The 23,774-nt window shown below is 60.8% G+C and carries 17 protein-coding genes; 10 read left to right on the plus strand and 7 right to left on the minus strand.

Features of this window, described 5'->3' with window-relative positions; all coding sequences use genetic code 11:
- The first annotated feature begins 296 nt into the window (after positions 1-296).
- Entirely contained in the window at positions 297-2,462 is a 2,166-nt protein-coding gene (locus ABID59_RS27665; RefSeq protein WP_354085553.1) for a TonB-dependent receptor, read from the plus strand.
- Between the two features lie 173 nt (positions 2,463-2,635).
- On the plus strand, positions 2,636-5,260 hold the full coding sequence (locus ABID59_RS27670; protein WP_354085487.1) for a spermidine synthase: 2,625 nt from the start codon (positions 2,636-2,638) through the stop codon (positions 5,258-5,260).
- Between the two features lie 24 nt (positions 5,261-5,284).
- Here ABID59_RS27670 and ABID59_RS27675 read toward each other — a convergent pair whose 3' ends face one another.
- The 3 genes from ABID59_RS27675 to ABID59_RS27685 form a co-directional block, all read right to left on the minus strand.
- The gene (locus ABID59_RS27675) at positions 5,285-5,908 is read right to left on the minus strand and encodes a putative 2OG-Fe(II) oxygenase (RefSeq protein WP_354085488.1); all 624 of its coding nucleotides are present in this window, start codon (positions 5,906-5,908) and stop codon (positions 5,285-5,287) included.
- Between the two features lie 101 nt (positions 5,909-6,009).
- Complete coding sequence (locus tag ABID59_RS27680) at positions 6,010-6,342, minus strand: hypothetical protein (protein ID WP_354085489.1); 333 nt, start codon at positions 6,340-6,342, stop codon at positions 6,010-6,012.
- 89 nt (positions 6,343-6,431) lie between these two features.
- The gene (locus ABID59_RS27685; RefSeq protein ID WP_354085490.1) at positions 6,432-8,447 is read right to left on the minus strand and encodes a hypothetical protein; all 2,016 of its coding nucleotides are present in this window, start codon (positions 8,445-8,447) and stop codon (positions 6,432-6,434) included.
- 363 nt (positions 8,448-8,810) lie between these two features.
- Here ABID59_RS27685 and ABID59_RS27690 point away from each other — a divergent pair, with 363 nt between their 5' ends.
- From ABID59_RS27690 to ABID59_RS27715, 6 genes are all read left to right on the plus strand, one after another.
- Positions 8,811-9,659 (plus strand): peptidylprolyl isomerase, encoded by an 849-nt coding sequence (locus ABID59_RS27690; protein WP_354085491.1) that lies wholly within the window; start codon positions 8,811-8,813, stop codon positions 9,657-9,659.
- Positions 9,656-10,648: a HupE/UreJ family protein gene (locus ABID59_RS27695; RefSeq protein ID WP_354085492.1), complete on the plus strand. Its 993-nt coding sequence runs from the start codon at positions 9,656-9,658 to the stop codon at positions 10,646-10,648. The genes ABID59_RS27690 and ABID59_RS27695 overlap by 4 nt, the downstream gene beginning before the upstream one ends.
- A gap of 16 nt (positions 10,649-10,664) precedes the next feature.
- Complete coding sequence (locus ABID59_RS27700; protein ID WP_354085493.1) at positions 10,665-11,270, plus strand: HupE/UreJ family protein; 606 nt, start codon at positions 10,665-10,667, stop codon at positions 11,268-11,270.
- 35 nt (positions 11,271-11,305) lie between these two features.
- A complete protein-coding gene (locus tag ABID59_RS27705) occupies positions 11,306-11,884 on the plus strand; it encodes a HupE/UreJ family protein (RefSeq protein WP_354085494.1) in 579 nt (192 codons plus the stop codon).
- A 614-nt stretch (positions 11,885-12,498) separates the two neighbouring features.
- Positions 12,499-12,768 (plus strand): DUF1488 family protein, encoded by a 270-nt coding sequence (locus ABID59_RS27710; protein WP_354085495.1) that lies wholly within the window; start codon positions 12,499-12,501, stop codon positions 12,766-12,768.
- 1,091 nt (positions 12,769-13,859) lie between these two features.
- Positions 13,860-14,081, plus strand: a complete 222-nt coding sequence (locus tag ABID59_RS27715) for a cold-shock protein (RefSeq protein WP_354085554.1) — start codon at positions 13,860-13,862, stop codon at positions 14,079-14,081.
- A gap of 98 nt (positions 14,082-14,179) precedes the next feature.
- Here ABID59_RS27715 and ABID59_RS27720 read toward each other — a convergent pair whose 3' ends face one another.
- The 4 genes from ABID59_RS27720 to ABID59_RS27735 form a co-directional block, all read right to left on the minus strand.
- Positions 14,180-14,908, minus strand: coding sequence for a hypothetical protein (locus tag ABID59_RS27720; protein ID WP_354085496.1), 729 nt, complete (start codon positions 14,906-14,908; stop codon positions 14,180-14,182).
- Between the two features lie 423 nt (positions 14,909-15,331).
- On the minus strand, positions 15,332-16,600 hold the full coding sequence (locus ABID59_RS27725; protein ID WP_354085497.1) for a glycosyltransferase family 4 protein: 1,269 nt from the start codon (positions 16,598-16,600) through the stop codon (positions 15,332-15,334).
- 19 nt (positions 16,601-16,619) lie between these two features.
- Positions 16,620-17,753 (minus strand): radical SAM protein, encoded by a 1,134-nt coding sequence (locus ABID59_RS27730; protein ID WP_354085498.1) that lies wholly within the window; start codon positions 17,751-17,753, stop codon positions 16,620-16,622.
- Position 17,754: 1 nt separating this feature from the next.
- Complete coding sequence (locus tag ABID59_RS27735; protein WP_354085499.1) at positions 17,755-19,116, minus strand: glycosyltransferase family 4 protein; 1,362 nt, start codon at positions 19,114-19,116, stop codon at positions 17,755-17,757.
- Positions 19,117-19,461: 345 nt separating this feature from the next.
- Here ABID59_RS27735 and ABID59_RS27740 point away from each other — a divergent pair, with 345 nt between their 5' ends.
- Both ABID59_RS27740 and ABID59_RS27745 read left to right on the plus strand, forming a co-directional pair.
- Entirely contained in the window at positions 19,462-21,603 is a 2,142-nt protein-coding gene (locus ABID59_RS27740; RefSeq protein WP_354085500.1) for a type I secretion system permease/ATPase, read from the plus strand.
- Between the two features lie 87 nt (positions 21,604-21,690).
- Positions 21,691-23,724: an HlyD family type I secretion periplasmic adaptor subunit gene (locus ABID59_RS27745; RefSeq protein ID WP_354085501.1), complete on the plus strand. Its 2,034-nt coding sequence runs from the start codon at positions 21,691-21,693 to the stop codon at positions 23,722-23,724.
- Positions 23,725-23,774 lie beyond the last annotated feature (50 nt).

The raw sequence follows: 23,774 nt of genomic DNA on the forward strand, positions 1-23,774 counted from the left end.
AATCTCAGTCGAGGAAAGCCGGCGGGCCCGCCTATTCAAGCCAAGCTGGGCTTGTCAGGCAGCGGTCGCCTAGGCGAGCAAGCTTATCGGTTGCCGATGTGACACCTGTGCGAAGCGACGATCACCTCCTTGATGTTTCCACGGCCTGTTGCGATCCCGGCACTCTGCGACCCGCGATCGCCGTCAGGTGCCAGTATGATATTGTTGCCACATCGTCATACTCACCTGCTATAGTGTGGCCTTGCTGGACAGGTTGGTGGTGCGGAGACGCGGTGGTGCGTGAGGTCTTGTTGCGGATGTTTTCCGCCGCCGCATCGTCCGCCCTGTGCGCGCTTCCGGCCGTAGCCCATGAGCGCAGTACGGGCGCGCCCGCCGAGCTTCCGCCGGTCACCGTTGCGGCACCAGACGAACAGCATCCGAAACGCAAACGTCCGCCGAAAAACGGGAATTCGCGCAACCTGACTACCGCTCGCACGGACAACCCGACCGAAGGTGGCGGTACGAGCGGTGCGGCACCTGTCGGCCCGCCCGCCTTGCAGCCCACCGCCGCGAGCGCCGTTCGCATCAGCGGCCGCGAGGTAAACGCGATTCCGTTCTCGCGGCCCGGCGAGGCGCTGGAAGTGGTGCCAGGGCTGATCGTCACGCAGCACTCCGGCGAAGGCAAAGCCAACCAGTACTTTCTGCGCGGCTTCAATCTCGATCACGGTACCGATCTCGCAATCAGCGTCGACGGCATGCCCGTCAACATGCCGACGCACGGGCATGGGCAAGGCTACGCCGACATCAATTTCCTGATCCCTGAGCTGATCCAGTCGGTCAATGTCCGCAAGGGACCGTATTTCGCCGACCAGGGCGACTTCGCCTCCGCCGGCGCCGTGGCGATCGACTACGTCAACAAGCTGCCGCACAACATCGCGGAGACCACCTTCGGCAGCTTCGGCTATCGCCGCGCAGTGGCGGCGGGATCGAGCCGTGTTGGCGACGGCACGCTGCTGGCGGCGGTCGAGGCGGCCAAATATGACGGCCCGTGGGACGTGCCGGACGATGTCCGCAAGCTGAACGGCGTCCTGCGCTACAGCCAGGGCACCGCGACCGACGGCCTGACGCTGACGGCGATGGCCTACTCCAATGGCTGGAATTCGACCGACCAGGTCGCCCAACGCGCGATCGACCAGGGCCTGATCAATCGCCTCGGCACGCTCGATCCGACCGATGGCGGCACGACCAACCGATTCAGCCTGTCCAGCAATTGGGCGCAGTCGGGCGACTACGGACAGACCAATGTCAGCGCCTATGTCGTACGCTCGGACCTGCGGCTCTTCAACGACTTCACCTACTTTCTCGACAACCCCGTCAATGGCGACCAGTTCAGCCAGCTCGACAGTCGTACTCTCGGCGGCGTCGATGCCCGGCACACTTTCGATTGGCGCTTTGCCGGCGTCGAGGCGCAAACTCGTATTGGCGTGCAGAGCCGCTACGACGATATCCATGTCGGCCTGTTCAAGACGGAGCAGCGTTCATGGCTCTCGACCGTGCGCGACGACCGCGTGCAGGAGGGCAATGTCAGCCTCTGGACCGATACGACCACGCGCTGGACCGACTGGCTGCGCACCACGGTCGGTATCCGCGAGGATTTCTTCGCCGGGCATGTCTTCAGCGATACGCCGCAGAATTCGGGCAACGCGCAGGCCTCGATGGCCAGCCCGAAGGCCGGTCTCGTGCTCGGGCCCTGGTACAAGACCGAGTTTTACGGCAATGCCGGCTACGGCCTGCACAGCAACGACATCCGCGGTGCGACCATCACCGTCGATCCCAACGACAAGGTGACCCCGCTCGACCGCGTGCCGCTGCTCGTGCGCTCGCGCGGCGCCGAACTCGGCATTCGCACCAGGGTGATCGACGGTCTCACCAGCTCGCTGGCAGTCTTCGTGCTCGACTTCGACTCGGAGCTGTTGTTCGTCGGGGACGCCGGCACGACGGAGCCGAGCCGGCCGAGCCGCCGCGTCGGCATTGAATGGACGAACCAGTACAAGCCGTTGCCGTGGATGACGGTCGATCTCGACGTGACCCAGACCCACGCGCGCTTCACCGATTTCGACCCCGCCGGTGCACGCATTCCCGGCGCACCGGCGTGGGTGGCCAGCACTGCGATCACACTCGGCGGCGACGCCGGCTGGTTCGGCGCGCTGAAGGCACGCTATTTTGGTCCGCGTCCCCTGATCGAGGACGACAGCGTGCGTTCGCGGTCGTCCCTGATCTTCAATGCGCGCGCCGGCTACCGATTCGACAACGGCCTGCGGGTGCAACTCGACGTGCTCAACCTCTTCAACGCGCAGACCGACCAGATCGAATATTATTATCTGTCGCGCCTGCCGGGAGAGCCCATCGAAGGCGTCGCAGATCGCCACGTCCATGCGGCCGAGCCGCTGGCGGTGCGGCTGACGGTGGCGGCGAGATTCTGATCGCACCGGGCCTGCGGCGTCAGGGGCCACGCCGACCGGCGTGCAAGCAACTGGCACCGATCAACCGTCACAAATCCTGAAAAAATCTGACATGAAGCGGATGCTTCTGTCTGCCGAGAACGCGCCCAGCCCAACCGGAACGGCTGGTCGCGTTCGAGACAGGAGTGAGGGGAATGCAATCTGAGCCGGACAGCACCGCGATCGCTTCGGCAGACCGGTTCACGCCCGCGGTGCAGGACGAAGCCGCATCGGCGCCCGCCCGTCAGGCTGCAAGCTACCGTTGGGCGCTGGTCCCGATCGTGACAGCATCGGGCTTTGCGGGCCTCGGCTACGAGATCGTGTGGACGCGCCAGTTGAGCCTTGCGCTGGGCACCGAGATGATGGCGGTGCTGGGTGTCATTGCCGGATTTTTCGGCGGCCTGGCTCTTGGTGCGTTCGCGCTTGATCGGCCGATCCGCCGCTCGAAATCGCCATGGCGGGTCTATGCGGTCCTGGAAGCCATCATTGCCGTCTGGGGCCTGATCAGCGTCTGGCTTCTGCCCGCGGCCGGTCGGGCCTTGTCACCTCTGCTCGGCACCGAACCTGCTCCTGCCCTGCTTTGGGCCGGCAGCCTGGCGCTGCCGACCCTCGTGCTGCTGCCGGCAACGATGGCCATGGGCGGAACCCTGGCCGCCCTGGAACGGATGATGCGCCAAGCGCGCGGCGAAGCGCGCGTCACGGCAGGCGTGTATGGGGCGAATACGGCCGGGGCTCTGGCTGGCACGCTCGCCTCCACATTCCTTCTAATCCCCGCGCTGGGATTTTCGGGAACGCTGATCAGCCTCGCCGGTGTCAACACGTTCTGCGCCCTGGCCGCGCTTGCGTTCGGATTTGCGGCGGACAAAGCCGATGCCGGGGACCAGCGACCGCAACGAATCCAAGTCTTGCGGCTCACGATCACCTTGTTTGCCACCGGCCTCCTCGGAATCACGTTCGAGGTCCTGGTGGTCCGGCTCGCCGCGCAGGTGATGGAGGATACTGTCTACACGTTCGCCGGCCTGCTGGCTGCATATCTGCTCGGCACCGCAGCGGGGAGCCTGCTCTGGCAGCGGACCGGGCGAGATGCGCAGGATGAAAATCTCCGCGGCCTGCTTGCTGCGACGGCGCTCGCCTGCATCGCGACCGCGGCACTTGCGCCCTATGCCGGCCGCCTGGTCGAGACCACAGCCTTCGCGGATGTATTCGGCGAACTGGCGGTGGCGATCGCACTGTTCCTGGTACCCGCGACCGCAATGGGCGCACTGTTCGGCCTGCTAGCGCAACGGGTCAGCGATCAGCGCGGCTCGGTCGGTACGGCGGTCGGCATCAACAGTCTCGGCGCCTGCATCGCGCCGCTGGTCGCAGCGCAAGTCCTGATTCCGGCCTTTGGCGCCTGGACGGCGCTGCTTGCCGTTGCGCTCGGCTATCTGCTGCTGCTGCCGGCGGGCCGATCGGCACTGCTGTGGTCCGCTGCACCGGCGCTCTCCGCGCTCATCCTGTGGCTCGATCCCGCGCCATCGTTGACGCGCGCACCGCCAGGCGGAGCGCTGCTTGCGGTCCGTGAAGGGCCGATGGCGACGGCGAGCGTCGTCGACGACGCCGCAGGCACGCGCTACCTCGAGGTCAACGGGCACTTCCGCATGGGCGGAACGAGTTCAACGCGCTCCGACTACCGGCAGGCGATGTTGCCGCTGTTGCTTCACGAGGCTCCGCATCGGGCCTTGTTTCTCGGTATCGGCACCGGCGCCACCATGGTCGGCGGCGCGCAGATGCCTGGAGTCAGCGTGCGCGGCGTCGAGCTCTCCCGGGAAGTGGTGGAGCTGCTGCCCTGGTTCGTCAATCCACCTCCGGCTTCTGCGCCGCGCGTGACCGTCGCGGACGCCCGCCGTTACGTCGCTGCGGATACGGGCCAGCACGACGTTATCATCGCCGACCTGTTTCATCCCGCGCTCGATGGCAGCGGCGCGCTCTATACGGTGGAGCATTTCACGGCCGTGAAACGCCGCCTGGCGGCCGGAGGGATCTTCTGCCAATGGCTGCCGCTGTACCAGCTCGACCTGCCTTCCTTGCGCGCCATCGTCCGCGGCTTTCTCGAGGTCTATCCCGACGGCTCGGCCTGGCTCAATCACTACAGTGTCCGCACACCGATGCTCGCACTTATCGGAACCCGGGATGGCGGCCATCTCGATACCGATGCGCTCGCTGCCCGGCTGCACGATCCCGCGACCGCGCGAGTCATACGGCCGCTGGGGTTCGAGGCACCGATCGATTTGCTCGGCCAATACCTCGGAGGTCCGCGCAGCCTTTCCGCATTCGCAGGTCAAGGACCGCGCAATACGGATGATTATCCGTTTGTGACCTTTGATGCGCGGCGAAACGTCCGCGCACTCAGGGCAGCACCCTGGTCGCTTCTGCTGACCGTCACGAAAGACATCCGACCGGATTCGAATGAACTGCTGGCTGGCGCATCCGAGCGCGAGGCGTTGGGTGCGCGCCTCGACGCCTATTGGGCCGCGCGCAACCGCTTTCTGGAAGCCGGCGCGTCTCTGCCGGGCGATCCGCGCGGTGCCGCCTTGATCGAAGCGGCTTCACCGGGCCTGATCGACGCGCTTCGCCTGAGTTCCGAATTCGATCCAGCCTACGGACCGCTGATCGGCATGGCGAAATCCCTGATCGGCTCCGATCGCGCGGCGGCCGCGCGCCTGCTGCGCCAGATCGACCAGGCTGCACCATCGCGCAGGGAGGCGCGGGAGCTTCTGCTGCGCGAGTTTGGCGAGTGATGAAGAGCAATCGGCTCGCCGCACTCAGGGCGCGAAGTTGATGCGATAGCCCCAGCAATCGAGATGATCGGGAATGGCGTTGAAGGCGATCGTAATTCTCTGCCCGCCCTGATTCCTCGGCACCTCGTGGTAGAGGTAGCTCGGAAACAGCACGAGATCGCCGGGCTCGGCTTCCGGCAGGACGTACTTGCCCGCGTTGAAGGGACCAATGGCGGCGCTTCGCGTGTGGTGCCGGAAGGAGAAGTCGGAGCCGCCGGGCGGCCGCACGAACACTGTCTTGCAGGCTGGATGCGAGGGCGTCAGATAAATGATGCCCGAGACGAAACTGTTGGCATGGGAATGCAGCGTCTGATTCCCGCCGGTCTCGAGCATGTTGGTCCACATCTCCTTGACGGTCCAGCGCAGCTCTTCGCCGAACAGAAGGACGCCGAAATCGACCAGCTTCGGGACGGCAAGCTCGGCGATCTGACGGAACAGCTCGTTCTCGCGGGGATCGGCAACCTCGGTGTGGAATAGCTGGCCCGAGCGCAGATTGGTTTCAATCCGAGTGCTCCGGATCGCGGCCACAGCGGCTTCGTTCAGCGAGGGCGGAAGCAGCCCGGGCGAGCGCAGCAGGGGAATCGGGAAAAGTGGCTCGATCTGATCCATGTCGCAACGTCTACCTGTTCTTGAAACGCGGGCAGACAATGCGCGGGCAAGGATGACACTGCGATGACACCGTGCAGGATCTCCAAAACTCCCAGATCCTGCTACTCGTCGGGCCGCAGCACTTTCAGTTTCTCACCCGGCCGCAGCTCATGGCGCCGTTCGCGCACCTCGTCAGAAGCACGCGCGGCCATTTCCAGGCATTCGTCGAATTCGCCGTTGCCGGCTTCAGCCATGGCCTGGTGGAGGTGCCGCTCGGCAAAGTAGCGGGAGAGATGGTCCGGCGGCAAACTCGCAGCCAATGCGCGCGCCTCCGCGACCGCAGCGTTGCACTCTTCCCGCGTGGGTTCGTCCGCGGCGGCACCAGGTGCGGCCACACCGCAGCCGAGACCGGCGAAGAGGCCCAATGCGCAAACGGTGATTCGAAACAGATACATCGAGGGTGTGCTGGCGGGATCAATCGTTTCCAGACAATTACGGCGGGACACATCGCACGATGCGTCCCGCCGGATGGCCTCACATCACGTCAGTGGTGGTCGTGATGATGATCGTCGTGATCGTGATGATCGTGGTCGTTGTCAGCCCGCTGCCCAAGTCGCCGTGCCAATTCGGCGTTGGTCTCGACCAGGAGCTTCGGCGAGCCTTCCAGCCTCACGAAGATCGGGTTGGCGTGGAACCAGACGTTCGAGTAGGCCTGAACATCGTGGGTCACCTTCTTGACGCCATTCACCGTTTCCAGATGCGTCGGGCACGCCGGATCGGTACAGGTGACCTGCGCGTTGTTGGCATCGAGCAGCGGATTTCCAGCGGTATCGGAGACGTTCGGAGTGCCATTCGGAATGTTCGTTCCGCGCGCGCGGATGTAGAACGGCTTGGTGCCTGCGGTGAACGTCGTCGTGAACCGCAGCCGCACGCCGTCACGGTCTCCCCTATGCTCACGCTTCATCTGCGTTGCGGGGATCTGCCGGGCAATGATTGCCGACGGATTGTACACGATCGCCGCGCCGGCCGTGCCCGCGGCATTCGCCACCGCATAGTTGGGCGCGTCAGGCGCAACGACGCCCGTGATCTGGCCAGTGATCAGATCGACGTGGTCGAGCGTCGGCTTGTTGAGCGGCTGCTTGATCCCCACCGGCAACAGCAGCGGATTGTTGAAGCTGTAGGGGCTGTTGTTCTCGTTCGGAACGGTCAGTTCCATCTCGACCGTGATCTTTTCGCCGGGCCTCACGGCCAGCGTCTCGCCCATGGTCTTCCAGTCGTCGCCGCGCGCCTTGGCGCGGAACACCATATCCGGGCCGATCAGGTCCGCGTTGACCGAGTACGAGTTGCCCGAACGCATGCCGTCGATGACGTGCTGCGACGAGAACCGTCCGGCATTCGGAACATACAGCTTGGTGTACTCGCCGGGAATGAAATCGGCCGTGGTGAAGGAGTCACGCGCGCCGCCCGCACCGCGGCTGTGCCAGTCGGAACTTACGAAGATGAAGGAATTACGGCCTTCGGCAAGCAGCCCGTCCCACAGGCCGCCGACTTTTGCGGTGTAAATGCCGCTCATGCCGTAGGTGCCGCCGCCGACTGCGGCGGCGGTGTATGAGCCGGAGCCGCCACTGGCTCCGCCTTCGGCGAAGTGACCGGGCGATTCGATACCGAACGCAACCGTCGGGCCCGCGTTGTTGAAGTCGCGGAAGTGCTCGATGTTGTAGCCCTTGTTGGCGGTCGCACTGAACGGCCCCTGGCGTTCGGTGTGAGTCGGGATCACGTAGGACTGCAGCGGATAGTTCGTCTGCAACCACTTGATGCCCGTGAGCGCTTTCTGGTGGCCTGCCGTGCCCGTGTTGTGGACGTTGTCCTTGCCCGGCCAGAGCTGATTGCCGCCGGCGTCGATGACGGGGCCGATCGCATCAGTATCTGCGCGGTCGAAGCGATACTCGAATTCCGCCATCTTGTCGGCGTTGCCGGTCCCCTTCCGGTTCCGCGGGTGCTGCCCCGTGATGACGGCGACGTCGACGTGTTCATGGCCAGGCGCGATCCACTCGAGACCCTCGATCAGCACCTTTTCGTACTTCGCCGAGCGGTCGACGATGGTCGGATACTCGATCTCGCGGATCGACTGCCAGCGCCACATCTGCGCGCCGGTGCCGGTACCGTTCGGGGTGCCCTTCAGGCTGCTGATCGTGATCCCGTCGATGGTCTGGCCGAGCGTCTGGCTCCAGGTCGTCGTGGTTTGTCCCGGAAGATTGGCGCTGGTGTCGCTGAAGCGGCAGTCGCGGTTGCCGGAGCCGCCGTGGTTGCCGAGCGTGAACCAGTCCAAATCGAAGTTGTTGCCACCTGCGGACGCGGTGCCCCGCCCGACCGCGCGGTCGATCGTGTAGCCAGCGGCAACCGAACCATCCGTGCAAGTGTTGTGGTTGTGCATGTCACCGGCAACATAGGGGTTGCCGCGGCGCTCGCCGCGATCGAACTCCTCGGCTGCAGCGCTCTGAGTCAGCGCCAAGGATGCCGATGCGGCGGTCAACAGGATCGTCTTGCCAGATGGAAACATCTATCGCCCCTCGTTCAGTTCACATATCGAGAAAATTCGGCAGAGGTGCGGGGACTTGAAACCCGATTGGCCCAACCGCGTGAGCGGCTCCCTGCACGTCGCGATAGTGACCAAAGTTCCGATACAGCTTCGTGAAAGATTTGTGTTCGGCCCGACGCAGGTGCGCACTGCATGTGCGGCATCTTGTCTCCTGCGTTTGCCCATTGCATTTTTCCTCGTCGCATGAGCGATTGAAGATGACAGATGAAATGCGCGGCCGCATAAAGCGCAAAGACGCGTGCTACGAGAGTTTGTGACAACCGCATGTCAGTGCCAGCGACACCAGTTGAAGTGCAGTCCTTTCCGATATCGCACGCCGAAGGTTTGAACCCGAACGCCGATGTTGCCCAGGGAGGAACGGCGCCCTCGCGCTCTTTTACCTCTGCACTTGTGCGACTCGTGCGCGAACCTTTGCTGCACTTCACCTTGCTCGGAGCGACCATCTTCGGCATCGATGCCTTGCTGCATCCACCTGCCAAGGACGAAAAGATCATCACGGTGACCAAGGTGATGCGCCAGTCCTTCATCGACAATTTCGACGAGGACAAGGAACGCGCCCCTTCCAGCGACCAACTCCAGAAGATGATCGACAGCTGGGTCGCGAGCGAGATCCTCTACCGCGAAGGCAAGACGCTTGGCGTGGACCGCGGCGACGAGACGATCCGCGATCGGATCGCCTACAAGATGCAATTGCTGATCTTCGACCAGATCCGCGTCCCGCGCCCCTCGGATGAGCAGCTGCAAGCGTGGTTTGCAGAGAACCACGTCCGCTTCGACGAGCCGGAGCGCGTGTCGTTCTACATCACCCCGCCGACGGACCAGTCCACGGCACAGCGCCAGCTCGAGGACATCGCACAGCAGCGCGAATCCGAGGAGCTACAGCATCTCACGCGCGCCATCCTCGCCCGGCCGATCCCGAGTCTCGCGGCATCCTTCGGCGAAGATTTCCGTGATCGACTGCTGACGATGCCAGAGGGGGAATGGAGGCTGCTGCAATCCAGGGAAGGCTGGCATGTCGCTCGGCTGGATTCCCGGCGGCCGGGGAATCTTGCCAATCTCGACAAGGTTCGGGATGAGGCCGCCCGGATCTGGCATACGGAGGAGACCCGCAGATTGGCCTGGGAAGCGGTCGAGCGGCTCAAGGCGTCGTACCAAGTGCGGTACGAGCCGTGAGGGCGATCCACTATCTGCGATTGGCGCTGCTGGCCCTGACCCTGGCCCTTGCTGCGCTCATCCGGCCTTCGGCGCTCAGTGCGCATGAAGCGGCGATGGGCGTGCTGGAATTCCGCGAGGTCCGTCCCGGCGCGTTCGTCGGCCGCTGGAGCATCGAGCCATCGATCGGCGCATCGCGAGTCGATCTGCGGATGCCGTCCCACTGCTTTCTCCGCCTGCCCGAGATGAACTGCGGCCAGAAGGGGCTGGTCGGTCCGATCACCATCTCCAATCTCGGCTCCAATATGTCGATCGTCCTGATCAAGCTGATCCCGATCGAGGGCGAGCCGCGCAGCTACACGATCTCGACGGCCAATCCCGTCGTCTCCGTCCTTGGCACCGGCGCCCCGACGCTCGAGGCGTGGATCGAACTGGCCAAGACGTATGTGAACTACGGAATCGATCACATTCTGCTCGGCGCCGATCACCTGCTGTTCGTGCTCGGCCTGATCTGGATTGTCGGCGGCGGCTGGCGTCTGGTGAAGACGATCACGGCCTTCACGATCGGACACAGCGCCTCGCTTGCCGCGGCAGCTTTCGGCCTGATCGGCGTGCCGGAACGCCCGCTCAACGCCTGCATCGCATTGAGCATTGCGTTCATCGGGGTGGAAATCGTCAAGCAGCAGCGCGGCGAGATCGGACTCACCGCCCGCTATCCCTGGATCGTGGCGTTCACCTTCGGCCTGGTCCACGGCATCGGCTTCGCAAGCGCCTTGGCGGGACTTGGGCTCGAACGCCGGCTCCTTCCCGCAGCGCTGCTGTTCTTCAACGTCGGCGTGGAGATTGGACAGCTTGCCTTCGTGCTGCTCGTGCTCGCATTGATCTGGGCGCACCGACGGCTTGATGCCGTCGTGCCGCGCTGGGGCGAGGCCCTTCCGGCCTATCTCATCGGGTCGGTGTCGATGTTCTGGTTCATCGGCCGTCTGGCGCGCGTGTTCGCCGCGATCTAAGCGAGAGTCGCACACAATGTCTTTACGCGTCCCCCGAGCCCTCACGACCGCGATCTTTTCGTTCGCACTGACGCAACCGGCTCTCGCGCACGAGCAGGCCGGCGTGGCGGGCGGCCTCGTCAGCGGCCTGCTCCATCCGATCACGGGCATCGATCATCTGATCGCAATGGTGGCCGTCGGGATCTGGGGCGCGCAACTTGGCGCCCCCGCAATCTGGATCCTGCCGATCACATTCCCGCTTGTCATGGCGGTCGGCGGGGTTCTGGGCGTGCTGCATGTTCCGCTTCCGATGCCGGAGGTGATGATTGCCGTCTCGGCCGTGATCCTGGGGGTCGCCGTTGCGGCCCGACTACGCCTGCCCTTTCCCGCGGCCGCCGTCGTCGTTGCGATCTTCGCGGTCTTTCACGGTCATGCGCACGGAGCCGAGCTTCCACGCGCGGCGAATGCGCTGGCCTACGGCGTCGGCTTCGTCACCGCCACCGGCCTCCTGCACCTGTGCGGCATCGCGATCGGTACGTTGACGCGCTGGCCCGCCGGCGAGCGCATCATTCAGGGACTGGGCGCCGGCATCGCGGGAATTGGCTGCTACTTCCTCGCCCAGGGCGTCGGAGCCCTCGCATGAAGCTGAAATCCGCACGGGCCTTGATGAGCGCTGCGATGATGCTCGCCGGCGCGAATGCCGCCGAGGCGCATATCGTGGCGGCCCGCCTCGGCGATTTCTATATGGGTGCGGTGCACCCCCTCACCGATCTTCAGGATGTCGTTCTCTGGACTGCGACCGGCGTGCTGGCTGGTACGCTCGGGGTCGCCAAGGGGCGCTGGCTCATCCTGGTGTTTCCGCTTGGACTGCTGGTCGGGTTGTCTCTTGGAAACGTTTTCGGCGCGGCTTCCGCACAGCTTGCGGACGCGACAATGATGCTCGCAATCGGCATGCTGCTCGCGGCAGCGGCGCAAGTCCCCACGCTCGCGCTGTGCGCGATTGCCTTCGCAGTCGCCGTGATACGGGGAGCAGCGAACGGCGCCGACCTCGGGCCCGAAACCGACCGGCTACTGTTTGCGGCAGGATTGGCTTGTGTGGGCTACGGAGCCATCACGCTGACGATGGCGCTGACCGCGGTATTCAAACGAACGAATTCGGACAGCGCAACATCTTGGCGAGCCATCGCCGTTCGTGCACTTGGCGGCTGGATCGCGGCCATCGGCCTGATGATGGCGAGCCTTGTACTGGCATCATGAGGGGCCGCGAAGAACCTCGTCAGGAGCCCCCGGAAACGGCCATAATGCTTCTATGTACGAATCCCCTGCATGAGCAGTCTCGCGTGCTACCTGGATCGCAGGAATCCCCTCCTGCAGACCCATTTCCCGGCAAATCCACTCACGACAAAATCCCGCTTCTGGATTCCAAATCAATGGCTTGGGGAATTCTTCACGGTCGACTACATCTGACCGAACGGCTCGTCGAGGTGGTCGGGGGCCGCCCTGAGGGCTGTACCTTGAACGCCCAGGACCTGCGCGACGATCTAGAACTGTCTGCCGGCCGCCCCCCGCCAGGAGCTGGGAGAGCCGGCTGAAAAAGACGCGGTCCGTTCGGCCGACTGCAGACCTTACTGATTGTAGACGGTATGCGGCTCGCATGACTCAGGATCTCGTCGTCGGGGGCTCCCGTGCATGAGTATTCCCCCTCTGCAATTTGACGTTGGTCAGATTCCTGGTCGTCCTCCCACGTATGCTGCGCTTATCTGGACGGTAAGACGCGCTCTAGCAGTGTGACGCGAAGGCGGCCCTTGCCGCGCTCGTTGCCTATAGAAGCAGGTAGCCCGTAACGCATTGCTCAACCGAGATTGATCGCCATGCCGCTTCGGTCAGACCCTTCGACGGGGATTGTAGTGGACCACTGGGGCATACGGTTCGCCTTGCTTGACGGTGACAAACCAATTCTCTGCGCAATCGATTGGGCGGCACTGGCCCGCCGCGCAACAGCGGACGGCGACGATGAGGGGGACGTGTGCGCGACCTACTTAAGGCACCGCGAAACCATTCGGGCCATAGCCAGCCAGAACTATGATGCCGGGCAGGAACAGCCGATTGTTACGACTTACCAACTCACGCCGCTTCACTAGTATCGCGGCATTCTCACGTTGGCCACCCACCCGAAGGGAGTGTGACATTGCTAACACTGCCCGCTTCGAAGCGTCCAATTGCTCCACCGTGGAGTAATGACGAAATCGAGCAGTTGCGGTCCCTGATCCTGCAAGGCAAGAGTGTGCATACGGTCTCGAGACGTTTGCGGAGAACGCCACAAGCCATAAGAAAATTGCCAGCAGGCTAAAGCTCCCGCTCCGAATTATCTGATCTTCTGATTTGGGCGCGGGCGCCGCTCTGAGAAAGCAAGTGGTTATCCCTCACTTGAGCTCAGTCAAATTGTTCATCGTCCGGTCGACGTAAGCTTGCTTGAAGTGGACCGGAAAACTCAAGCTATTCGCGTTCTTCAACGTGACGTTAGTGGGCCCGCTCCCGGCGTTCGGAGCGGAGCGGCGTGCAGCGGACAGGATCAAGCTCTCCGCAAACGCAGGATTCGGTCATGAGCCTAACGATCTTCCGATTGGCGCTTTCGGCTCAGGAGCTGGCTCCCCCGAACAACCCCTATGCTCATCGAACTGTCACTTTCTGCCGTCCTCCCATTCGCAGCCACATCGGCGCTTCCATCGCCTTTGGGCACCCCGCCAGCCCGGCGGCGCGGGCTTAGTTCTTCTTCGAGGAGTGCCTTGATGCAGCACAGCACTTGCCCTCCCGTAGCATACGCGGCAGGTCTTGCTGCGGCAAAAATGGTCGACGCTTCCTTGAAACCGACCGGTCCCGTAGACATTATCTATTGCGTGGGGTTGGCGAAGAAAGCATCTGCTGGGGCGGCCAGCACTTAACGCGCGAGAAAGGCAATCAAGAATTCGCCATGCTGCTGCGTATTTGCGAAGCAAATGCCTACTTTATTTGCAAGTCGAGAACGCATATTTCGGGGATGGTTGCTGCGACAGATGCTCGCGGCTCTGAACCGAGCCTGACTGGAGCGAGACGGATTAACTGAGAAAGACGACCGGGGTTCACAACTATAGGCCCCGATAGCTACGCGCGATTGCAATTTACGTTACGCGCGATTTGAGGTCCTGAGTCCGACATCCGGGAACAGGACATGAGGAATATTCGTGGAGGTACTTTGGCGACCGGATTTGTAGTTTGGTTTCACAAATTCAAAGGTTATGGATTTATCCGGCCCGACGGTGGAGGCAAAGACGTATTCGTCCATGTGTCAGCCGTTGAGGAAGCCGGGCTTTCCGCGTTGACCGAAGGGCAAAGGTTGAGCTACGAGCTCGTTTCAGTCTCCGGCAAGGTGACTGCCCGTCATTTGCAGGTCAGCACGAAACAGTCCTCGGATTGATAAGTTTGAATTCAGGTTCTCGGCGCAACACCATCGCTGACCTGCATAACTTGAATCGCGCAATTTCCCGGTTCTCCCACAGCCCCCCTCTGTGACCTTCATATCATATCCCGCGATGCAGCCGTTCTAAAGTTCCTGATCATATCGTGGTAACGTCCGACCAGATCTACTAGTTCGCCGCCGTGATCCGACAGAAAGCCGACGATGCCGGAAGACATTGTCTGCATGGTTGCATCAATCTGGCTTAATAGGTCGCACCGAGCTGCACCGTAGTAATCCGCGAAAGGAGGGGCGCTGTCGGACCATTCGCTCGCCATCCTCATGGTGTCAAAGATTGGCGGCTCCGGTTGTGGCGCAACCTCATACCAACGATCCGCACGCGTGTCCCGGTCGATCGCCCCCATTCGAAGGGCGCCTCCGCTAGCCGCGCAACCAATCGCTCGGTCGACATCGACAGAAAGGATCTCCAGCGTTTCGCTGTGAAGGCGATCAATCTCCTTCATGATTTCATCGAACAGGTCGCTCAGCCGCATGAGCTGCGACCAAGCAAGCCTCAAATGCTGGTAGTGTGACAATTCACCGAGAATCCATGGATATTCACCGGCAACAATCCGGCACGTAATCATATCGCCATATATAGTCCGTAGCTGCAGAAGCGCTTTCAGCTCCGCTTTCAAGCGCAGATGAATGGCCGAGATTCCTTCTCTCATTTTGTCCGGCACAAAGTCGAACGAGGGGTCGGGTAGGCTCATCAGGTTTTCGCCGGCCAATTCGACGATCGGCACGATCAGCCGGTCAATTGCGCTTGACGTGTCCACCCTGCTCATCCGTATAAAATCCACCAACGCTTAGCCGCTTCGGCGTCCGACCCGACGCTTCGTCGCCTTGCGAATCCCCGGTCCGCAGCCTCTCAGGGTTGAGCCGGTTTCGGAAGCCCAATTTGTGCTCAGAATCAAGGCAAGAGTGCAATAGTGAACTCGTGGCACTGGCAGCCGAGACGCGCCCGCAGGGTCTGACCGCGGCTTGCTGATGCCCAGGTGAACGTGTGGAGGTTTGCCTTGGCTTTCCCAAGGGCGCGCGCAGGTGGGTTGAGGCGTGGCCAGTCTCTACGAACTGCTAGACGATAGCCAAAGGCCACGCCCAGGCAGGAGTGTGGAACAGCGCTATGGATCGGTGGCCGCAAACGGCGGAAGCGTGAAGACCAAAAAGATCGTCGTGCGCCTTTGCCAGAGGCCGCCGACCCGATCTCATTATTTCAGTTCGACTTCTGCCGACGATGAACCAACGAGCGGCTTCGCAAGATTGTCGTTGACGCTCCGGGCGAGGTCGTAGCGGCCTGTTCTCAATTGTTGCGTTCTTCGGTTTGCGGTCCCACTCGACCGCGCGACATTGCCTTGCCATTTCCGGCCAAGCAGGTCGTCGTATACTTCCAACGTTCGCTGTGCGATGTCGGACCAATCGTAACGCAATGCACTCTCACGACGCACGGCTTCGCGCTCCTCCGCGCTCAGGCGTGCGGCAGTCAACGCCGATAGCTTTGCGCGCATCTCCTCGCAATTTCCGACCTGGAAAACGTGTGCGGGATCTTCCACGACTTCGAGGTTTGGAGCGATATTGCTCACCAGCACCGGCAATCCATAGCTTAGCGCTTCAAGCAGCACTATGGGCAGGCCCTCATGTGATGACGGCAACACGAAAAGCGCAGCGTGAGCGTAGAGTTGTCGCAACGCGTCGCCGGTCTGAAAGCCCGCCATGATCACGTTTGGGCAGCCTGCCGCCTCTCTGACCAGTTGATCTGCATATTCGTTCTGGTGATCGATCTTGCCAACAATCGCCAACTTCCATCCTGGTAGTGCTGCAGCCGCAAAGGCACGCAGAAGATCGAGTTGTCGTTTCTCGGGAACCAGACGACCGACCGTCAATACGTATCGCCCTGGCTCTAATCCCAATTCGGCGACCCTCTCGCTCAGTTGCGGCATGTCCGAAAATGCGACCCCATTCGGTATAACTTCACAGGGTTGTCCATACTTGGACGCAATGAGGTCACCAATGCTGCGACTGACAGCGATGCGCTTGTTGGCGTAGCGCATCCCCATGGCTTCACCGGTTCGCAGCACCGCGCGTGCCGCCCAGCCCCACTTCTCGCGATTGTAGTCCTCGCCGTGATGGGTGACAACGACCCGCAGACCGATGGCCCGCAGCAATGGAGTTACGATTGCGGGCCCTATGCCGTGAATATGAACCAAACCAGGTCTCCGGACCGCCGCTACGGCCGCACAAATCACGGAATGAAGCAGCGTCTCGAAGTACTTATTCGGTATCGTCCACAGCTGCAGTATTCGAACCCCTTTCCATATTTTCGCGGCGTTCGGCTCGACATAGGGAGACCGCATGCACACGGTAACTCTTCTGCCGAGCTCGACCACCCGCGGTGCGAGATTCTCTGCGTGCGTCTCGATACCACCCTGAACCTGCGGGAAGCCGCGGAAGCCGAACATATAGATCTCGCGCCTGCTCATCAGACGTTCCTCCACAACTTCAATTGTTCATGAATGTTCGCAACGGGTAATGCTCGTCGGGCGTAATGCGTCCCTTGACCAGCCGGCCCTTGACGTTCTTGTTCAGAAACGAGATCCGCTCGACGTGCGGGGACGGCCTCACGTCGGAATAATTGATGTAGCTGTCAAAACAGATGCTCTTGCCGATCGATACCTTGAGCTTGTTCTTCAAGACCCAGAGCAACGGCACGGTTTTCGGCAGCTGAGGGACCAGGTTGGACCGCATGGCCGTTCGCGCCGTGGTCACCATCCAGCAATTCTGGCCGCAGCCTGCAACCTTCTTCCGCGTCTGCTGCGCGACCTCGCTGTTCATGATCTCGTCCCATGATTGCCGGGCAAGATTGCCCATGGGAAGATCGGAGCGGACGTTGCATGCCCATACGTCCGACCAGGGGTCGATAAACGCGAAGTCCTTCCCTGCGCTGCAAGGTATCAGCCGATCATGGCCAAGGATCTTCTCGATCAAACCAAGGTTCAGGTAAGCCCGAAACCAGTTCTTTGGCTTCGGACTGCGCAACATCGACGAGATCAGTCCTTCGACCTTTCGCGCGACCGCCTTCCGATCGTAGAAATAGTTGTCGTTCTTGTAGAACTGCCAAGCGTTATGGAGCGTTGAAGTCGCCAGTTCGAATCCTTCCTTCCGGGCAAACTCGTAGACGTTGACGAGCTGATCGACGTTTTCATCTTGAATGACCATCGCAAAACCGAGATCGGTGCCACCCGCTTCACGAAGCATGCGCAGCCCCGCAATCTTGGTGCTGTAGCCGTCCTTCTCGCCACGAATTCTGTCGTTGGTTTCCGGATCGCCCTCCAAGGAAAAACGCACCTTGATATTCGGGTACTTCTTGATAATCGGAATCAGACGCTCGGGGTGAAGGCCGTTCGACGATATCTCCGTCACCCTTGCCTTGGGGTAGACGATGTCGATTACTTCCGCGAGATCTTTGCGAAGCGTCGGTTCTCCGCCTGAAACATTCAGATTGTCAAACCCGGAAGGAAGTTTCGACAACGTCGCGAGGGACACCTCTTCCTTCGGTTCGGTCGGGTTTTGCCAGATGTAGCACATTTGGCACTTCGAGTTGCAGCGGAACGTCGAAATGACAGTGAGGTCCATTTTATGATCCAATTCTCTTATGCAAACCGGCCAGTTCGATTAGGCCCTCGTACAGCGAGAACAACGCGGCTCCATGCGACTCAAGTGAATAATCGGTCTCTACGACCCTCCGCGCACAGCGCCCGAATTTATCACGACAATCGCGATCAGCGAGAAGCCTTCTGATATTTTCAGACAGCTGCGAAACGTCGCCGGGGTCAGACAACAGACCCGTCACTCCATCCCTGACGAGCTCGGGGATGCCACCGATCCGTGACGCCACTATCGGCTTTCCGTTTGCCATCGCTTCAAGGATCGATAGCGGACTATTTTCGTGCCACCCGGAAGGGACCGCAATCAAGGCCGCTTCCTTGATCGTCCTTTCCAGGCTGGGTCCTGTCAAATGCCCTTTGAACTCCGCCGCCGGATACTTGCGCTGAAATTCCTCCAGCAACGGTCCCGTGCCAGCGACGACCAGTCGCCAGGCCGCCTGGTCCGCCGCATGAGCGCGAAGGAGAGTCTCGACGCCTTTCTCAGGTGCCAGGCGTCCAAAATACAATACGTAACCTTCATCGCTCGCAGACATCTCGACACGCGACGTGTCTATCCCATTCGGGATGTGCACCACCTTGTCCGTACCAAACCGGCGGACGATGGCCTCGTACATGAATTTGCTCGGTGCAATGAATTTGTCGACGCGGCGGTAGCTTCCCGCCAATGCATGATACCGCGCTTCCGCCCAGAGCAAAGCGCTGCGACCGAACGACCCGTCGGCACAACGTTGCGCGAGAAGCGCCTCAAAACCACCATCCGCGCATCTCGTGCATACCTTTCCATTGCTCAGCTGCGTATAGACCGGACATACTGGTTTGTAGTCGTGGAGCGTTAGAACGACGGGAATTCCCCGTTTCGCCGCAGCGGTGATGATAGAGGGAGTGAGTTGGTGGTAGATGTTGTGGCAATGCAGGATGTTCGGTCTCTCATCCTCGATCAAGCGCGCAATGCTCGAGACTGCTTCAGGCGAGTGAATAAGGGAAAGTGCGGATCTCAGTTTGCCGCTTCGCGAGGGGGTTCGGTACGATTTTTGCGATACGAAGTACGGCTGAAATCGCGATGGAATGTTTCGGTCGTCATTCATTGAGAATTCAACTACGCCAACGTTCCGGCTCCGCATCAACTCCATCTCGTCAAACATGACGACTTCGGAGCCACCGTTGCGAAAGAAGAACTTGTTCGCGAACAGCACTTTCAGAGTGTGGCGAGCCGACTCGTCGAACTTGTCGCGGCCGGCGTGTTGGGCATCTAGCTCCGAACGCGCTCTCGCACGTTTGGCCGAACCCTCGACTACCGGCCCCTCGCCGAAATCGAACGAAGTTTCCATCATTGCCGCGTTCCTGACCGATGAGTCGGAACAAGGCCCGCGCGACCGCCAATTCCAGTTTGCTGCCATTCGATCAGGCGGCACGCGGCTGCTCTCGTTACAATTTCAACCATCTATTGGACAGTAGGCGACCTGTTTCCGCCGATATTGACGGCCGTCAACTTGCTTTCGCGGCCTGGCCTAATATGCCGCGGTGGCCCATTCTTGTGTCGGATTGCTGCCTCAATCGGTGGATACCGGGTTGTGTCTTGAGCGACAACAACACCGGAGCGACATACCTTTCATGGTCGATCTGCACTGCTACAGAGATTGCCGGGCCGCAACTGCGTGAGGCAGCGCGGAGCGCAAATGCACAAGGAACTCGGGCCAATTGGCACGATCCCCGATCAGGGATTGATCGCATTGGTTATGATGCTCCGATTTCACGGAGTCGCGGTAGATCCAGAACGACTCCGGCATCGGTTTGGAGCGGTTATCAAGGTTGCCGAGATACTCGGCTGCGCCAAGGAGCTGGGGCTGAGGGCGCGCGTCGTCAAAACAAATTGGTCTCGACTTTCCGGCCTGCCCATGCCGGCACTCGCCATCCTGCGAGACGGCAAATTCTTGATCTTCGGAAAGGCCGGTGAGGACAAGGTTATCGCTCTCGAACCTGGTCGCTCTCAGCCGGTCTTGATGTCGCAGATCGAGCTTGAAGCCGCTTGGGACGGATCGGTGATCCTGATGAGGCGCCGCGCGTCTCTTTCCGGTCTTGCACGCCGCTTCGACATCACCTGGTTTCTGGGCGCGATTCACAAGTACCGCCGACTGCTGATCGAAGTACTGGCTGCCTCATTCTTTCTTCAGATCCTTGCGCTGGCGTCACCCCTTTTCTTTCAGGTCGTCATCGACAAGGTCCTGGTTCACCGAAGTATGAGCACGCTGGACGTGCTAGCCCTTGGCCTTGTCGCGATCGCAGTATTTGAATCGGTGCTTGGCATCCTTCGCACCTATCTGTTTTCCCACACCACCAATCGGATCGATGTGGAGCTCGGAGCACAGCTATTTCGGCACCTATTGGCGCTGCCGATCGGCTATTTCCAGGCTCGTCGGGTCGGCGACTCCGTTGCGAGAGTGCGGGAACTGGAGAATATTCGAAATTTCCTCACGAGCTCAGCCTTGACGCTGATTATCGATCTGTTTTTCGCTATTATGTTCATTGCAGTGCTGTTCATATACTCGCCGGCACTGACCTGGGTCGTTCTCTTCTCGCTTCCAGTCTACGTTGGAATTTCCGCCGGCGTCACGCCGCTGTTTCAGCGACGACTTGATGAAAAGTTTCAACGTGGCGCAGAAAACCAGGCCTTCCTGGTCGAGAGTGTCACTGGAATAGAGACGCTAAAGGCAATGGCGGTCGAGCCGCAGATCCAGCGCCGTTGGGAGCAGCAATTGGCCGAATACGTCGCCGCGAGTTTCGGGGTGACAAGCCTGGCGAACGTGGCAAGTCAATCGGTTCAACTCGTCAGCAAACTGGTCAGCGCGGCCATCCTCTACTTGGGCGCGCGACTTGTCATGAGTGGCGATTTGACCGTCGGAGAGCTTGTTGCTTTCAATTTGATCGCTGGGCGCGTAAGCGCACCGGTGCTTCGATTGGCTCAAACTTGGCAGGATTTCCACCAAGCCAGACTTTCGATCGCACGCCTTGGCGATATTCTGAACACAGAGCCCGAGCCGGCATACAGTGCCAGCAAGATGGCGCTGGCTGCGATCAAAGGCCATATTACCTTCGAGCATGCGACCTTTCGCTACCGCATCGATGGACCTGAAATCCTTCGAGATGTGCACCTCCATGTTCCGGCGAACCAAATCATCGGAATTGTGGGCGCCTCGGGATCCGGCAAGAGCACCCTGGCCAAGCTCGTGCAGCGGCTCTATATACCCGAGCGTGGCCGGGTCCTGATCGACGGAATCGATGTGGCGCAGGTGGATCCTGCTTGGTTGCGCCGACAGATCGGTGTCGTTCTTCAAGATAGCGTCCTCTTCAACTGTTCGATGAGGGACAATATCGCGTTCGGCGATCCGGCGACGTCGACAGAACGCGTGATCGAGGCGGCGATGATGGCCGGCGCAAATGACTTCATTCTGCGACTGCCGCAAGGTTATGACACTATCGTGGGGGAACGTGGGAGCAGTTTATCCGGTGGACAACGTCAACGCATAGCGATCGCACGCGCACTAGTAACCGATCCCCGGATCTTGATTTTTGACGAAGCTACCAGCGCACTCGACTACGAGAGCGAGCATATCGTCCAACAGAATATGGCGGCGATTGCAAAGGGCCGCACTGTGCTGATCATTGCCCATCGGCTGTCAGCTTTGCGAATGGCCGACCGCATCATCACGATTGAAGATGGCCGAGTAATCGAGGACGGGTCCCATCAAGATTTGGTCAAAAGCGGTGGACGATACTCGAAGCTCTATCGATTGCAGGCAGGCTTCCATGAGATTCGCTAGTGCATCTCTCTCTTGTGATTCTGCCGCGACGCGACGAAACTTCGCCTATTCATCACCCCCAATCCTGTCTTGGGGCCGATGAGCCTAATGGAGCCGATCGCTACACAGGTCGTCGATGACCCGGGACTCTTCGTCCTGGATGTCCTGCTTCGTTTCCGCGGTATTGAAAGTAATCCCGACCGCATTCGCCGGTGGTCGGGCAATGCTGCGATCAATGTTTCAGAAATGCTCGCATATGCGAGCGAGATGGACCTCTTTGCGCGCTGTTTGAGAACCGACTGGGACGGACTCTCAGCGCATCCCCTGCCGGGCATTATTCCGCTTCGAGGCGGAAGCTTCCTGTTGCTCGGAAAAGTGCATGGCCACGAGGCGGTTATCCTGGCACCCGGTGCCGAGCGACCGGCCATCATCTCCAGATCTGAACTCGAGGCCACCTGGGATGGGCGGCTGGTTTTCATCATCCGACGCCGCGCCAGCGCCACTCGGGTCCTGCGCCTGGCTCGGGATGGCCTACGCGTAGCTCAAGCTTCGAAGGCTCGTTCGCTAGTCGTCTTTTCGCGCCTGGTCGATAAGTTCGCCAGCCTCGCTGGCCACATGCGGTCAACGGATAAGCCGCGGTCCCCCAAACCTCAGGGGCCAGCACAGAGTAGCAACTCGGGGAACGCCGTCATTGTCTTCGCGGATCACGCCCGCAAGCTCGGACGTGCGGTCGCGAGGCTAAGGCCCACCGATGGAGCCCGTCCGAGCGACGAACTCGCCTTCTTGCCTGCCGCACTCGAGATCGTTGAGACACCTCCCTCCCCCGTGGGGCGCGCTATCGTCGTCAGCATGATGGCGGGGCTCGCCATCGCACTGGCATGGGCCTGTCTTGGAACGGTCGATATTGTTGCTGTTGCTCCCGGCAAGGTCATTCCAAGCGGCCGCACCAAAACCATTCAACCCTTCGAAACCAGCGTTGTCCGCACAATATACGTCCGCGACGGGCAGGCCGTCACAGCCGGTGAGCACCTGATTGATTTGGACGCGACAATTTCAGCAGCCGAACTCAATCACCTGAAGAGCGACCTAATGAGCGCCCAGCTTGACGCTGCGCGTTTCAAGGCGTTGCTGTCAAACAACGCAAATCCTGCCTCAGCCTTCGAACCGCCACCCGGTGCGCTTCCTTCGCTCGTCGAGATGCATCGTCGCTTTCTTGGCAGTCAGACCTCCGAGCAGAGGGCAAAACTGGCCGCAATTGACCGGCAGATCGTACAGAAGGAAGCCGAACGAACTACCTCCAAGGCGTCGATCGAGAAGCTGAAGTCAACGATCGTTCCGCTTCAGCAGCGCGTTGAGATACGCGAGCAGCTGTACCAGAAGGAACTGGGATCGAAGCTGCAATATTTGACAGAATACCAAGAACTGCTCGGCCAGCGCCAGGAGATACTGGTTCAACAAAGCCGCTTCGGTGAGGCCGACGCCGCGATTGGCGTTCTCGTGGAGACCCGAAACAAGACAATCGCCGAGTACGAACGCACTTTGTTCGAGGAGCTCGCCAAGGCGGAACAGAAGTCCGCCGGACTAACCCAGGACGTGATCAAGGCCGAGCGGCACACGGGTCTGCAAAACCTGATCGCTCCGATCGACGGTGTCGTGCAGCAGCTCGACGTTCACACAGTTGGCGGTGTCGTCACGCCGGCTCAACAACTCATGGCGATCGTACCAACCGACAGCAATCTCGAGGTCGAAGCCATGATCTCAAATCAGGACATCGGATTTGTCGAAGCAGGCCAGGAAGCCGCTATCAAGATTGACACCTTCAATTTCACCCGGTACGGGCTGTTGCATGGCAAGATTACGAGCATCTCCCAGGATGCCATCGCTCGTAACAAGCCGCCAGAGAACGGCACCGCCAAATCTTTGGGTGCAGAGACGACCAGTAGCGAACCGAAGGGGCAGGAGCTTCTGTACGCCGCACGGGTATCGCTCGACCGCAACTACATGGACATCGACAACAGGCGTGTCAGCCTTTCGGCCGGGATGGCTGCCACTGTCGAAATCAAATCCGGCTCTCGTAGCGTTATCAGCTACCTCCTGTCACCGATCATGAGGTACAAGCAGGAAAGTCTGCGTGAAAGATGAGATAGTTGCTCCGCGCAGATCCGAGCACCGCAACCGACCGGCTCCGGTCG

Origin of the sequence: Bradyrhizobium sp. S3.3.6 (assembly GCF_040546905.1) — a bacterium.
Taxonomy (GTDB): Bacteria; Pseudomonadota; Alphaproteobacteria; order Rhizobiales; family Xanthobacteraceae; genus Bradyrhizobium; species Bradyrhizobium cytisi.

What these genes read in the sequence shown, in the direction of transcription:
- ABID59_RS27700 (WP_354085493.1), top strand. Translation starts at nt 10,665, where the DNA reads ATGTCTTTACGCGTCCCCCGAGCCCTCACGACCGCGATCTTTTCGTTC.
- ABID59_RS27685 (WP_354085490.1), bottom strand. Translation starts at nt 8,447, where the DNA reads ATGTTTCCATCTGGCAAGACGATCCTGTTGACCGCCGCATCGGCATCC.
- ABID59_RS27675 (WP_354085488.1), bottom strand. Translation starts at nt 5,908, where the DNA reads ATGGATCAGATCGAGCCACTTTTCCCGATTCCCCTGCTGCGCTCGCCC.
- ABID59_RS27745 (WP_354085501.1), top strand. Translation starts at nt 21,691, where the DNA reads ATGGAGCCGATCGCTACACAGGTCGTCGATGACCCGGGACTCTTCGTC.
- ABID59_RS27665 (WP_354085553.1), top strand. Translation starts at nt 297, where the DNA reads ATGTTTTCCGCCGCCGCATCGTCCGCCCTGTGCGCGCTTCCGGCCGTA.
- ABID59_RS27730 (WP_354085498.1), bottom strand. Translation starts at nt 17,753, where the DNA reads ATGGACCTCACTGTCATTTCGACGTTCCGCTGCAACTCGAAGTGCCAA.
- ABID59_RS27735 (WP_354085499.1), bottom strand. Translation starts at nt 19,116, where the DNA reads ATGATGGAAACTTCGTTCGATTTCGGCGAGGGGCCGGTAGTCGAGGGT.
- ABID59_RS27725 (WP_354085497.1), bottom strand. Translation starts at nt 16,600, where the DNA reads ATGAGCAGGCGCGAGATCTATATGTTCGGCTTCCGCGGCTTCCCGCAG.
- ABID59_RS27680 (WP_354085489.1), bottom strand. Translation starts at nt 6,342, where the DNA reads ATGTATCTGTTTCGAATCACCGTTTGCGCATTGGGCCTCTTCGCCGGT.
- ABID59_RS27710 (WP_354085495.1), top strand. Translation starts at nt 12,499, where the DNA reads ATGCCGCTTCGGTCAGACCCTTCGACGGGGATTGTAGTGGACCACTGG.
- ABID59_RS27720 (WP_354085496.1), bottom strand. Translation starts at nt 14,908, where the DNA reads ATGAGCAGGGTGGACACGTCAAGCGCAATTGACCGGCTGATCGTGCCG.
- ABID59_RS27705 (WP_354085494.1), top strand. Translation starts at nt 11,306, where the DNA reads ATGATGCTCGCCGGCGCGAATGCCGCCGAGGCGCATATCGTGGCGGCC.
- ABID59_RS27670 (WP_354085487.1), top strand. Translation starts at nt 2,636, where the DNA reads ATGCAATCTGAGCCGGACAGCACCGCGATCGCTTCGGCAGACCGGTTC.
- ABID59_RS27740 (WP_354085500.1), top strand. Translation starts at nt 19,462, where the DNA reads ATGCACAAGGAACTCGGGCCAATTGGCACGATCCCCGATCAGGGATTG.